This window comes from Pseudomonas sp. W4I3 (assembly GCF_030816195.1).
GTDB lineage: Bacteria > Pseudomonadota > Gammaproteobacteria > Pseudomonadales > Pseudomonadaceae > Aquipseudomonas.
Genome location: NZ_JAUSXS010000001.1, coordinates 5,878,098 through 5,890,486 on the forward strand (window position 1 = coordinate 5,878,098; position 12,389 = coordinate 5,890,486).

At 57.7% G+C, this 12,389-nt stretch carries 12 protein-coding genes; 8 read left to right on the forward strand and 4 right to left on the reverse strand.

The features are described 5' to 3' along the window. Positions 1–129 precede the first annotated feature (129 nt). Both QF045_RS26775 and QF045_RS26780 read left to right on the forward strand, forming a co-directional pair. Positions 130–837 (forward strand): cyclase family protein, encoded by a 708-nt coding sequence (locus QF045_RS26775; protein ID WP_306494729.1) that lies wholly within the window; start codon positions 130–132, stop codon positions 835–837. Between the two features lie 514 nt (positions 838–1,351). Continuing rightward, a complete protein-coding gene (locus QF045_RS26780; RefSeq protein WP_306494730.1) occupies positions 1,352–1,660 on the forward strand; it encodes a DUF3077 domain-containing protein in 309 nt (102 codons plus the stop codon). A 140-nt stretch (positions 1,661–1,800) separates the two neighbouring features. Here the strand turns inward: QF045_RS26780 and QF045_RS26785 are convergent, their stop codons facing one another. The 3 genes from QF045_RS26785 to QF045_RS26795 form a co-directional block, all read right to left on the reverse strand. Further along, on the reverse strand, positions 1,801–2,412 hold the full coding sequence (locus tag QF045_RS26785; protein ID WP_306494731.1) for a PolC-type DNA polymerase III: 612 nt from the start codon (positions 2,410–2,412) through the stop codon (positions 1,801–1,803). 42 nt (positions 2,413–2,454) lie between these two features. After that, positions 2,455–2,931: an NYN domain-containing protein gene (locus QF045_RS26790; RefSeq protein WP_124364522.1), complete on the reverse strand. Its 477-nt coding sequence runs from the start codon at positions 2,929–2,931 to the stop codon at positions 2,455–2,457. A gap of 119 nt (positions 2,932–3,050) precedes the next feature. Beyond that, positions 3,051–3,782: a DUF2076 domain-containing protein gene (locus QF045_RS26795; RefSeq protein ID WP_306494732.1), complete on the reverse strand. Its 732-nt coding sequence runs from the start codon at positions 3,780–3,782 to the stop codon at positions 3,051–3,053. Positions 3,783–3,962: 180 nt separating this feature from the next. Here QF045_RS26795 and QF045_RS26800 point away from each other — a divergent pair, with 180 nt between their 5' ends. Continuing rightward, positions 3,963–4,622, forward strand: a complete 660-nt coding sequence (locus QF045_RS26800) for a YciC family protein (protein ID WP_306494733.1) — start codon at positions 3,963–3,965, stop codon at positions 4,620–4,622. A 41-nt stretch (positions 4,623–4,663) separates the two neighbouring features. Further along, positions 4,664–5,752, forward strand: a complete 1,089-nt coding sequence (locus QF045_RS26805) for an endonuclease/exonuclease/phosphatase family protein (protein WP_306494734.1) — start codon at positions 4,664–4,666, stop codon at positions 5,750–5,752. A gap of 18 nt (positions 5,753–5,770) precedes the next feature. Here the strand turns inward: QF045_RS26805 and QF045_RS26810 are convergent, their stop codons facing one another. Next, a complete protein-coding gene (locus tag QF045_RS26810; protein WP_306494735.1) occupies positions 5,771–6,523 on the reverse strand; it encodes a hydroxypyruvate isomerase family protein in 753 nt (250 codons plus the stop codon). Between the two features lie 189 nt (positions 6,524–6,712). Between QF045_RS26810 and QF045_RS26815 the strand changes: the two genes are divergently transcribed. The 4 genes from QF045_RS26815 (at position 6,713) to QF045_RS26830 (ending at position 12,345) form a co-directional block, all read left to right on the forward strand. Further along, complete coding sequence (locus tag QF045_RS26815; RefSeq protein WP_306494736.1) at positions 6,713–7,615, forward strand: GntR family transcriptional regulator; 903 nt, start codon at positions 6,713–6,715, stop codon at positions 7,613–7,615. Between the two features lie 217 nt (positions 7,616–7,832). Continuing rightward, positions 7,833–10,289, forward strand: coding sequence for a membrane-bound PQQ-dependent dehydrogenase, glucose/quinate/shikimate family (locus QF045_RS26820; RefSeq protein WP_306494737.1), 2,457 nt, complete (start codon positions 7,833–7,835; stop codon positions 10,287–10,289). Between the two features lie 330 nt (positions 10,290–10,619). Then, complete coding sequence (locus QF045_RS26825; RefSeq protein WP_306494738.1) at positions 10,620–11,357, forward strand: TSUP family transporter; 738 nt, start codon at positions 10,620–10,622, stop codon at positions 11,355–11,357. A gap of 31 nt (positions 11,358–11,388) precedes the next feature. Then, on the forward strand, positions 11,389–12,345 hold the full coding sequence (locus QF045_RS26830) for a TauD/TfdA family dioxygenase (protein ID WP_306494739.1): 957 nt from the start codon (positions 11,389–11,391) through the stop codon (positions 12,343–12,345). The last annotated feature ends 44 nt before the right edge of the window (positions 12,346–12,389 follow it).

The following is a 12,389-nucleotide window of genomic DNA, read 5'->3' on the forward strand; positions in this document are numbered from 1 at the left end:
CCCACGTTCTGCGTAGGAACGATCTGAAAAAAACCGAATCGAGTGGCAACGTTCAGGTTCGGCAAGACCTCGATTATTTTCTCCAGCGTCGTCATGTGCCGTTGGGGCAGTTGGAAGGGAATGGCAAATATGTCGGTTAAACACCTGCAATTTCAGCAAGTCATCAGCCTCAGCCATCCGGTCAACCCACGTATTCCACTGTGGCCGGGCGACCCACCCATGGAGTTCGAAGAAGTTGCGTCGTTAGAACAGGACGGCTATTTCCTGCGCCGCTTCAGTATGGGGGAACACAGCGCCACCCATATGAATGCGCCGAACAGCTTTTACGCCAATGGAATGGGCATTGACGGTTACCCGGCAGAAGCGCTGGTGCGACCAGCGGTGGTGATCGATGTGCGAGATAAAACCCTGGGCAACCCTGATTATGAAGTCAGCGCGCAGGATATCCATGCCTGGGAACACCAATACGGCCTTATTGGAACGGGTTCGGTGGTGCTGGTGTACACCGGGTGGCAACACCTCTGGAACGACCCGACCGCCTTTTTCGGCCACGATGCGCAAGGCTCGCACTTTCCAGGAATTGGCGAGGCAGCCATTGGCTTTTTGCTGGAGCATCGCCAGATTGCCGGCGTGGGCATTGATACCCATGGCGTGGATTATGGGCAAAGCAGCTCGTTTGCAATCAATCACGCGATACTGGCCGAAAACGGGATTGTGCTGGAGTGCCTGACCCAGCTCGACCGACTTCCGGCCACTGGGGCAACTCTGGTTATAGGGGTATTGGCGCTTGAAGGTGGCTCGGGGTCACCGGCCTCGGTGATGGCCTTTATTCCCTGACGTCATCGCTGCCTACACCGATGACCGTGGGAGGGGGCTTGCTCCCGATGGCGTCAGTGGCCGCGCTGGGCTACAGACGGGAGAATGGGCAATCCAGAAAAGTCTGACGAGACAGCCGGACTATGCCTACTGACCATTCAGAAAGCAGATAAAGCCCTCAGAAAAAAGACGACGTTTCTATGGCCAGCAAGACCGATCCCTTTCATTTGCGGGACGTTTCCGAGAGAATCCCACGGCCTTGTTTCCGTCGGATTCGGTAGCTAGTCTCGCCCTGTCATCGAATGTTCGGTGACCGGACGTGCAAGTCCGACGGCAAGCAGAATCCACACATCACCTACAGCTCATATGCCCAGCTTGACGCTTGGCTTTCGCCCGTTATGGCGGCTGTACGTAGGAGGCCTTCGGGCCTGCTGGGTTTAGCTTCTTGCCCCGGTCTTGCACACCTACGTACAGTTGCCACCCTATTCGCGTGCAAGCGAACGGTGTCGACTTCTTCCAGCAAGGAGTGTTCACCATGGTCAAAGTCACCCCCGATCCACCCAAGTCCAAAGCCGACTTCCTCAGCGAAGACGCCCTGCTCCACCGTCGCGCCATCGACTACTACCTCAAGGCGTCCGCCCCGGATGCGCCCATTTTTATCCTCAATGACAACCTGAGCCTCGAAGATGCCCTGGCCCATGCGGCTGATTTGCTGCAATGCGCGGTAGAGACGGCGCACGCCTCGGGAGAAGTGATGAAGGCGCCGCAGCGGGCGGTGATGCATTTGATGGAGATGGCGAAGGGGGTGGTGGATCAGGCGTTGGCGTGTACGCAGCCTCGATAAGCGCCGCATAACCCATGTGGGAGGGGGCTTGCCCGCGATTGCAGTGTGTCAGCTACATATGAGCTGACTGACCCACCGCCATCGGGGGCAAGCCCCCTCCCACATTTGGAGTTTCAGTGTTCTTGAAACCGCGCCCAGGCTCAGAACCCGCGATGTTTCTTCAAATGCTCGTTGATCTTCGCCGCCGGCACTTTCTGCAAGGTGCACAGCAAATCGTGCGACAGCTCGCGCAGGCCGTGGGTCTGGCGCAGTTCCTGGGCCAGGTGCGCGGTGAGGTTGGCGGCCATTTCTGCGTCCGCCAGCGCCCGGTGGGCCTTGCCGGTGTGGGGCAGCTGGGCGAACGTGTTCAACGTGCCGAGCTTATGGTTTGGCGCCGAAGGCATCAACCGACGAGCCAGCAATAAAGAGCAGGCGAACTTCTGCAGGCGCGTGCGGCGGATCAGGCCCAACTCGTAGTCCCAGAACTTCTGGTCGAACGCGGCGTTGTGCGCCATCAACGGCGTGGTGCCGACGAATTCATTGACCTCATTCATCACCCGCTCGGCCGGTGGTGCGCTGCGCAGCATGGCGTTGCTGATGCCGGTGAGTTGTTCAATAAACGCGGGCACGCGTACGCCGGCATTCATCAGGCTCTGGTAGCGATCGACGATTTGCCCGCGCTCAAGGATGACCACGCCAATCTCCGTGGCCCGGCAGTGGTTGCTCGGGGTGATGCCGGTGGTTTCAAAGTCGATGACCGCTATACGTTCCAAACCTGTTCCAACTCCGTCTAACAATGTAGTGGGCCGCTGCGCTTATTTGAGCAGCAGCGCGCCTTCGATCGGCACGTAGCGGCTGGCGGCGCGTATCAATGAATTGGCCGTCAGCCCCGGTACGCCATACGCAACGGCTTGCACGCCATGTTTGTGGATGATGCGGTCGAGCAGCATGTCGAAGTCGCCATCGCCGGAGGCCAGTACCACTTCGTCGACGTTAGCGGCGGCGTCCATGATGTCGATGGTGATGCCCACGTCCCAGTCGCCCTTGGCAGAGCCGTCGCTGCGCTGGATGTAGGGCTTGAGCTTCACGGTAAACCCGAGGTTGCGCAGGATCTGCTGGAACTGCTGCTGCTTGCTGTCGCCACGGTCGATGGCGTAGGCGTACGCCTCGACAATTTGCCCATGGGCACTGATATCCGCCCACAACGCCGCGTAGTTGAAGTGGCAGCCATAGGCCTGGCGAACGGTGTAATAGAGGTTTTGCACATCGGCGAACACTGCAATTTTCTTCACCGCACTTCCTCAATTGACCGCCAGGCGCCAGCGCCCGGAAAGGGTGCCAGTATGCCAGCCAAGGGAAGGTTTCCGGGAAAAAATCAGACCGGAGCGCCGCAGCGCCCCGGCTGGATGTGTCAGACGAAGGAATCGTCATCGCCAAAGGAGGAGGAATCGTCGGAATAATCGCTGTCGGCGAAGCTGTCCGAGTTGTTGCTGCCCCAGCTGTCATTGCCTGCGAATTTCTGATCATCATTGCCCCAACCACCCTGGTCACTGGCGGGCGCCGGTTGTTCGATGATCTCTTCCACCACCTGCGGCTGCTGGTTGTGGTGGAACAGGCTGCTGATGCCTTCGGCCAGCAACACACCACCGGCCACGCCGGCTGCGGTTTTCATTGCGCCTCCCAGGAACCCGCTGCCCGCTGGCGCAGCGACGGCAGGTTGTGACGGCTGTTGATAATTCTGCTGCGGTGCGGGCGCGTTGAACCCGGGTCGCGCCGGTTCACGCCAACCGCCGCCCGAGTTGCTCGGTGCAGGCTGCGCATCACGCGAACCGCCGCCGCCAAAGATGCTCGAGAGAAACCCGCCACCGCTCGCCGGGGCGGCTGGCGCGGATTTGGCGCGCTCTAATTCTTCCTGCAATTGCTGGATCTGCTGCGCTTGTTGCTTGTTCTGCGCGTCGAGGCTCTTGAGCGCATGTTCCTGCACCAGGATCGACTGGGTCATGTAGTAGCCGGCGGCCGGTTGGCGAGTCATGTGTTCCTTGATCCGCGCTTCGGCCTGGGCGTCGCGGGGGGCTGAGTCCGTTTCGGCTTGCTGCAACCGTGAAAACAGTCCATCGATCAGGGTTTGTTCTTCGCTGTTCATGGCGACCTCGTTAGATTGCCGGTAAAAATCAGGGCCCCGCCTGAGGTCAGGCAAGGTACGCCCTAGTTATGGGGCTGTTACCAATTGTTTCAATGGTCTTTACTCAAGGTTTACGTTTGCTTGCCCACGCCAGCTATCGGTTAAAGTGTGCCCCTGCTTTTTCGGCCTGTGATGACTCTGATGAATCCGTTAGACGTGCTGCGCGACTCCCTCCGCTTTACCCAACGCAACCTGGGCGCGATCGTCCAGCTGTGCCTGCCGCTGGTGATCCTCGAAGCCCTGCTGCAGCAGGTGCTCGACCATACGCTCGGGCCGGATGCCTTCAGCGGTTACAGCGTGGTGGTGGGACTGCTGGTGTATACGTTGTACACCGGCGCCCTGATCCTCTTTCTCGACGCGCGCACCCGAGGCGAATCGCCAAGCACGCGGGATGTGTGGGCCATGGCCCTGGCGATGTGGCCGCGCTTCGCCCTGCTGACTGCCATGAGCACGCTGCTGATTCTGCTCGGGCTGTCGCTGTATTTCCTGCCGGGCCTGTGGTTGATGGTGGTGCTTGCGTTTGCCGAGTACTTGCTGGTACTGCGCGGCCTGTCGGCGCTTGAAGCGATGAAGGAAAGCCTGCGCCTGACCCGCGGACACTTCTGGCGAATCCTGGTGTGCATGCTGTGCGTGATGACCCCGCTGTGGCTGCTCAAGGGCGCCAGCGTGGCGGTCTATCCCGAGCCCGCGCCGCTGCTGGGGCTGCTGATGGACAGCGCCCACAGTTTCCTGCAGCTGTTTACCAGCGTGGTGCTGTTCCGTTTATTCATGTTGATCGGTGGCGACGCCGACGCGCGGTGATATGCTCCGTGCCCATTCTGAAACGCACTTAAGCCGAGCCGATGACCCGTTTATTGCGCATCACCTTGTTGAGTCTGTTGCTGATGGCGGGCCTGTTGACGGCACTGATCTACAGCCTGACCTGGCGCCCGGACGACAAGCAGACCCTGCCCGTCAGTTGCGTGGCGCCGCGTGCGCCCACCCTGCTGCCGGGGCAGGCGCTCAAGGTGATGACCTGGAACGTGCAATACCTGGCCGGCAAGAACTACGTGTTCTGGTACGACACCCCGGACGGCAGCGGCCCGGACGAACGGCCCACGCTTGAAGACATGGCCTTCAGCCTCGACGAGGTGGCGCGGGTGATCCGCGACGAACAGCCCGACATCCTGCTGTTGCAGGAAGTCGACGAAGGCGCCAAGCCCTCCCATTATCAGGATCAGCTCGCTTTGTTGCAGGAGCGCCTGGTCGACCTCTACCCCTGCAGCACCCAGGCTTTCGACTGGAAAGCCGACTTTGTCCCCAACTTGCGTATCTTCGGCAGTGTCGGGCGCAAGCTGGCCACCCTCAGCCGCTACCAGATCGAACACGCCGAGCGCCTGCAATTGCCGACGGCAGAGGCCAATATCATCAGCCGCCAGTTCCAGCCCAAACCGGCGCTGTTGTTGACCTACCTGCCGCTGAGCGACGGCGGCCAGCTGGCCGTGCTCAACACGCGCCTGGACGGCGACGCGCCTGGGCGCAGTGCAGTGCAGGAGCAGGTGAAGGCCACCGTGAAGCTGCTGGATAAACTCGAGGGCCGTGGCACGCCCTGGCTGATTGGGGGGGATTTCAATTTGCTGCCGCTGGGCCAATTCCTGCGCCTGGATGCGCAAAAACGCGGCCAGTATTCGCCCGACAGCGAGCTGCATCTGTTGTGGGACAAATACCCGATGATCCCGAGCAACAACCAATCCAGCGGGATCGACCGGGAAAAATGGCTGACGCACTTCCCCAACGATCCAAGCCTTGAGGGGCCGGATCGGACGCTGGATTACCTGTTCTACAGTTCGCGGATCAAACGGGTGGAGGCCAAGGTGCGACAGCAGGATACGTTGCGCATTTCGAACCATTTGCCGGTGATCGCCCGGTTCCTGCTGCCCGCCGCGCAATAACCCCTAGCCTTTCAACACCTAGGCACGCAGCGGCTCAAGCCACTCAAGGCTGGCAACAGTGCTGCCGGATGGGCGGTATTCACAGCCGATCCACCCTGGGTAGCCACGCTGCTCCAGCGCCGCGAACAAGGCGGCAAAGTCCATGGTCCCGGTGCCCGGCTCATGACGCCCCGGGTTGTCGGCGATTTGTACATGGACGGTCCTGTCGTAAAACTGCGCCAGCACCCCGGCTGCGTCGCCGGTCAACAACTGGGCATGGTAAAGATCCAGAATCAGTCCGACACTCGTAAAGGTTTCCAGCACCTTTTGGGCTTTGCTGAAGTCGGACATGTAATAGCCTGGCATCGCCTGCGGGCTGATGACTTCAATCAGCGTTCGCAAACCCTGGTCTTCGAGGTACTTGACCGCGTATTCCAAATTACCTGCATAGGCAGGCGCGCTCTCATCCTGGGGCGTGGTCACGCCAGACATGATGTGCACATTCGAGCAGTCCAGCGCCTTCGCATAGCGGGCCGCCTCGCGCAGCCCATCGCGAAATTCCTGCTCCTTGCCCTGCAAGGCAGCGATGCCTTTGGTAACACCCGCCGGTGCCGCGAACTGAATCAACGGCAGGTTGTATTGGGCCAGGTGGTCGGCGAGCAGGCTCGCATCGAATTCATAGGGCGACGGAAACTCCACCGCCCTGAAACCGGCAGCGGCGGCGGCTTCGATGCGTTGCAGAAAAGGCAATTCATTAAATTGAAAACCGAGGTGAGCATTGAATTTGAGCATTGATAAATATCCATCCTGGGAATAAACACATCATCAGCCTGGAGCCTTCTTCGCGGCTCCAGCGCCACGCTATCGAAAGTGGTCACTGCGAATACTCATGCTCTTCGTGTGGTATTTTCCCACTCCAGTACGTTGGGGGCATCTGCCCCGACGGGAACGGACTGAAGCTAACCATTCGGAATAAAACCTGTGATCAAGAAAGACCTCGCCCTGCAGTTGGCCCCACGCGTCATCGATATGGTTCGCGCCCGTTCGATGAAAGCCGGTGAGCCCTTGCGCGAGCAGACATTTGCGCAAGCGCTCGGGGTATCGCGCTCGCCTATCCGGCGGGTGTTTGCCTTGCTCGCCGAATGGGACCTTGCCATTCAGGAGCCCAATCGTGGCTACTTCCTCAAACAAGGCGCCGGGCAGATTCAGGAAGCCGCAGTCCCTTGCGCCAGCGATCCTTTCGAGGACTTTTACCTGCGCGTGGTCGACGACATCCTGAGTGGAGAAATACCTGCGCACTTTTTCGAAGCGCAGTTGTTGCGGCGTTACGAGGTGCCCCGGGGGCAGTTGCTCAAGGTGCTGAACAGGCTGGCCAGCGAAGCCATGGTGGAGCGCAAGCCGGGCCAAGGGTGGGGCCTCAAGGACTTCGTGCATAACACGCAAGCGCACATTCAAAGCTACCGTTTCCGAATGGCCATCGAACCGGCGGCGCTGCTTGAGCCCGGTTATCAGATCAATCACGCCGCATTTGCCCAGGCCAGGCAACAGCAACAAGCCCTGATCGACGGCGAGATCCAGACGTTGTCCCGCGCGCAATTGTTCCAGGTGGGCGCCCAGTTTCACGAAATGATCGTGCAGTGTTCCGGCAACGTTTTTTTCATCGACGCCATACGCCACCAGAATCAGCTCAGGCGCTTTATGGGCTACAAGGCCAACATCGATCGCACGCGCCTTAAGGCGCAATGTCAGGAACACATTCATTTGCTCGACCTCATCGAGTCTGATCGGCGTGAAGAAGCCGCACAGTTTCTCTGGCGCCACCTGGATCAAGTCGGCCGTCTCAAGACTGATCAGCGCGTCTTGCCAGAAGATAGCCAAATCTAGAGCACGTCACTGACTACCCGTCAGTGCCGGAGCTTTGCCATCACCGCCCAATAACGGGCCAACCAGCCTAGCACAATTGTTTCCGCTCAATACAGAATACAAAAAAATCACCAAACAGTTAATTTTTTCACAAGATATTGTATTTCATTACAACAATAGGCAATCATGCGCGCCGCTCGGACACGGATCCGTATCGAATCGCACAGGGATGGTTGCCATGAACGAAAGGACATTGGGTAGCGCAGCAGGAGTCTCAAACCTCCTGTTCGGGGTGTACAACACAGTGGTTGCCCTGCTTGGCGCGATGCTGGCCTATAAAGGCGGCCTTCTGATGGCAGCGGGCGGGTCACCCTACTACGCGATGATGGGCACCGCGCTGTTGTTGTCGGCCATCCTCATGGGCCTGAAAAAATCCCTCGGCCTCTACCTTTATGGCGCAGCCTCTGTGACCACCTACGCTTGGGCGGTGTGGGAGTCTGGTTACGATGGCTGGGCCTATATTCCACGCCTGGCCTGGCTGGCGATTCTCAGCGTGCCGTTCCTGGCGTTCTGGCCCTTGGTACGGCGTGATTTTGCCAATGCCAGAAAAAGTCATTACTTGATCATCATGGGTGTGCTGCCGCTGGTGATGGGGGCCACCATCCTGGTGCCGCTGTTCTTCCCCAAAAGCGTTCACCTTGCCGACTCGGCGCTCGCCACCACACGCCCCGCCGTCGCCTTCAGCCGCAGTACCGTCGCTTCTCCAGACGGCAATATTGCCGCGTCACACACCGAGACCAACTGGACCGCCTATGCAGGCTCCAACCTGGGCAACCACTATTCAGCCGCATCGCAAATCACTCCTTCGAATGTGTCGGGCCTGGTCAAAGCCTGGGAATACCACCACGGCGACGTGAAACAACCCGGTGAGAAAACCAAGTACTTGAACGAAGCCACGCCGATCAAGGTGGGTAATTCGCTCTACACCTGCACCCCCAAGCAAATCATCATTTCCCTGGATGCCACCACCGGAAAGGAAAACTGGCGGTTCGACTCCAAAGTCGACCCGGACTACTTCGCCAATGGCGGCGCCTACTGCCGTGGTGTCTCTTATTTCGAAGTCCCCAATGCCAGTGGCTTGTGCGCCTCGCGCATCATCTGGGGCACCAATGATATTCGCCTGGGAGCGGTGGACGCTCTGACCGGCCAGGCGTGCCCCGACTTCGGCAACGCAGGTTTTGCGGATTTAAAAGACGGGCTGGGCACCTTCAGAAAAGGCTCGACGGGCATCACGTCCGCCCCTCTGGTCATTCGCGGGGTCGTGATCACCGGGGGCCGAGTGCTTGACTCGGATGTACGCCCTGCCCCTTCGGGCGTGGTGCGCGCCTACGATGCAGTGACCGGCAAACAGAAGTGGGCCTGGGATTTGGGCCGTCCAGACACCAACGCCCCCGCTCGCGACAACGAAACCTACACCCTCAGCACGCCCAACTCGTGGGCACCGCTGTCGGCCGACGATGAACTGGGCCTGGTGTACGTCACTACCGGCAACGCAGCGGGCGACTTCTATGGCGGCACCCGCACAGAACAAGAAGACAAGTTCAGCTCTTCTTTGGTCGCACTGGACGCCACTACCGGTAAGGTCCGCTGGCACTTCCAGACAGTCCACCATGATCTATGGGACTACGACCTGAGCCCGCAACCCAGCCTGATTGATTTTCCGACGGCTGCCGGGCCACGCCCGGCCGTGATCCAAGCGACCAAATCCGGCCAGTTGTTCGTCCTCGACCGCGCCACCGGCGAACCGCTGGTGGATGTCGTGCAAGCTCCCGTTCCACAGGGCACCGCTCCTGGAGACTACACCGCAGCCACCCAGCCACTGTCCCCTGATATGCCGAGCACCATGGGGCGCCCATCGAAATCACCGGAAGTACTGACCGAAGCCAATGCCTGGGGCCTGACACCTTTCGATCAGATGCAATGTCGCCTCGAATTTCGTCAGGCACGCTACGAAGGGATCTTCACCCCGCCGGTCGTGGGCCAGCAAAGCCTGATCTTCCCCGGCCATCATGGCGGCTTGAACTGGGGCGGTGTGATGGTAGACCTCAAGCGAGGGCTGCTGATCATCAATAACCAGCGCCTCCCTTATATGCAGGGGCTGGTGTCTCGCGAACAACTCGACGCCATCAAGGCCAAGTCGTTCCAGGAGTCGCCGGGCAACGCCCAGGGCTTCCGCGTCCAGGCCGGCTTGCCTTACGGCGCGATTAAAGATCCGTGGATGTCATTCCTTGACCAGCCTTGCATTGCGCCACCCTGGGGTTTTATCTCCGGTATCGATCTGCGCACTCGCGATGTCGTCTGGAGCCGCCCGTTCGGCACAGGCTATGACAGCGGACCTTGGGGGATCGCCTCCCGGATGCGCTTCGAAATCGGTACACCGAGTGATGCAACGGGCGTGACAACCGCCGGCGGCGTGACGTTTATCGGTGCCGCTATTGACCGGTTCATGCGGGCTTACAACAGCGAAAGCGGCGAACTGCTTTGGGAAGAACGCCTCCCAGCAGGCAATCAGGCTTCGCCCTTGACCTATATGAGTCAGGGTCGACAGTACGTTGTGGCAGTGGTTGGCGGTCATGACCGGATCCCAACCAAGTTAGGCGACAGCATCATCGCCTGGGCACTGCCCGAGCAATAAAGCGCAGGCTGTATGAGAGGCTCGCTATGAACGTGTCGGTGGGTAAAACATATACATGTTCTACCCCGGTAGTCATGGCGTAGCGTCCGGCACGTATCGCATCACTTCAGGTGATGAAGTTCTAATGACTTATTTCGGGAAGGTTCTAAGCAACGGCTATCACGGCCGCCCTTTAATCACGTATCGATACCCACTACTACCCAAAATTTAAAGCGCCTGACTTTTTCAGCGCGCGCGTAGGCGATTGCGCCCGGTTTATTCACCCTGTGAAAAAGCCAACGCATCGATATGTACGCTTCACGTTTTATAAAATTGGACAGGACATTAATAATGCTCGAACTTTCTGATGGTTTGTATCTCTTGGTGGGCGTCAGTTTTATCACCTCATTCATGACGGCCGCCATTGGTGTGGGCGGTGGGATCGGACTGCTTGCGGTAATGCCTCAATTCATTCCCATCTCCGCAGTTGTACCGGTTCACGGTTTGATTCAAATGGTCAGCAATGCCAGTCGATTCGCGTTTGACTTCAAAAGTGCAAAAGTTGAAATTCTGCCTAAATACGTTATTGGCTGCCTGGTCGGCGCCTTCATCGGCTACTTCTTCATTGGCAAGTTCCCCGAGCAATATTTATCACTGATTCTCGGCTTCTTCATTCTGGCCATCACCTGGACCAAGATCGTCGCACGCCTGGGTTTTATATTTAAAAACTTTGCGCTAGTGGGCTTCTTTCAAACCTTTCTTTCACTGTTCGTGGCAGTAACCGGTTTGATATCGCAGCCCATCCTGATGAAGATGAATATTAATAAAAACGAAGTCATCGTCACCCACGCCATGCAAATGAGCGTACTGCATGGGCTCAAGGTCGCCGCCTTTGTTATTGCGGGATTTGCGTTCATGGATTACGCCAACCTGATCATCATCATGATTACCGCCTCTACATTGGGTTCGTACCTGGGCGGCTTTCTCAGAGACCGTATATCGCAGCGTGTCGGCGCGGTGCTTTTAAAGGCAGGAGTGACGTTTTTTGGTTTGAAGATGATTTTCGATCATTTTTTCAACGGCCTATAAAAAGTTCTACCATTAAAACAAGGAGCGTGAAATGAGCACACGTAAGTTTGATTTTTTTGAAACCAAAGAAATCTCAACGTTTTTGAAAGAGCAGGGATATTGCGTCATCACGCCTCGAGACCACTCTATGGAAGCCTTTAGAGAAGCCGCCGGCAAGTTTGGGCTGATTCAGTTTCATACCAAGTCCGATGAACATGGTGTGGTGGGCGGTGGCGAGCCAATCAACAAGGACTGGCAACGTTTCAAGGATGATTATCACGGCGAACTGTCGAGCGATTTTTTCCCGCATACCGATGGGTCATTCTTGAATGGCATCGCCTACGTAGAGGGGATTGCGAAAAAAATCACGCCTCCCAAATTCGTCATTCTCCAGTGCGTTTCAAAGCCTGAATTTGGCGGCGACAACTTCTTGGTGGATGGGCAGAAAATCTACAATGACCTGCTTGCCAATCAGGCTGACACATTAAAAATATTGATGACCCGCGGCAGTGTCACTTACTGCCGCGACGATTTGTTGTCCATCGATTGCGCAGTCTTTGAAAAAATCGATGATAAAAAAATAAGAATTCGCTACCGGTATGACAGCACTGCTTTTATTCCCGAATGGGCCAACACTGCGTTTAAATACATCCAGACCCACTACTCCACCAACGAGCGTTACATTACCCCTATCAGCCTTGAGCCAGGGGACATTCTGGTGATGGATAACCTGCGGGTCCTGCATGCCCGGCATAAATTCATCGATGGCAACCAGCAGAGAAAAGTAAGAAGGCTGTGGATCGCTGATGACGCAAGCACCACATTCAAAAACATTCTGGATCAGTCCCCGGTGCGCAGGGCCATGCTGCCCTTTCAGAACTACAATATTGCCCAGTCTGAAACCGCCGAGCATTCTTTCATCGAGTACACCTGCGGCATCCACGCCCTATCGAGCAAGCTGTTGCTAAACGCGCATAAGGAATTTGATAGCGCGCTTGAAGCGCTTTAAGTCCTTCAAGACAACCCCCTTGCTGTGATTCCACACTTTCAGGT

Coding starts and splice junctions, on each gene's coding strand:
- QF045_RS26775 (WP_306494729.1), top strand. CDS start 130: ATGTCGGTTAAACACCTGCAATTTCAGCAAGTCATCAGCCTCAGCCAT.
- QF045_RS26780 (WP_306494730.1), top strand. CDS start 1,352: ATGGTCAAAGTCACCCCCGATCCACCCAAGTCCAAAGCCGACTTCCTC.
- QF045_RS26795 (WP_306494732.1), bottom strand. CDS start 3,782: ATGAACAGCGAAGAACAAACCCTGATCGATGGACTGTTTTCACGGTTG.
- QF045_RS26800 (WP_306494733.1), top strand. CDS start 3,963: ATGAATCCGTTAGACGTGCTGCGCGACTCCCTCCGCTTTACCCAACGC.
- QF045_RS26805 (WP_306494734.1), top strand. CDS start 4,664: ATGACCCGTTTATTGCGCATCACCTTGTTGAGTCTGTTGCTGATGGCG.
- QF045_RS26810 (WP_306494735.1), bottom strand. CDS start 6,523: ATGCTCAAATTCAATGCTCACCTCGGTTTTCAATTTAATGAATTGCCT.
- QF045_RS26820 (WP_306494737.1), top strand. CDS start 7,833: ATGAACGAAAGGACATTGGGTAGCGCAGCAGGAGTCTCAAACCTCCTG.
- QF045_RS26825 (WP_306494738.1), top strand. CDS start 10,620: ATGCTCGAACTTTCTGATGGTTTGTATCTCTTGGTGGGCGTCAGTTTT.
- QF045_RS26830 (WP_306494739.1), top strand. CDS start 11,389: ATGAGCACACGTAAGTTTGATTTTTTTGAAACCAAAGAAATCTCAACG.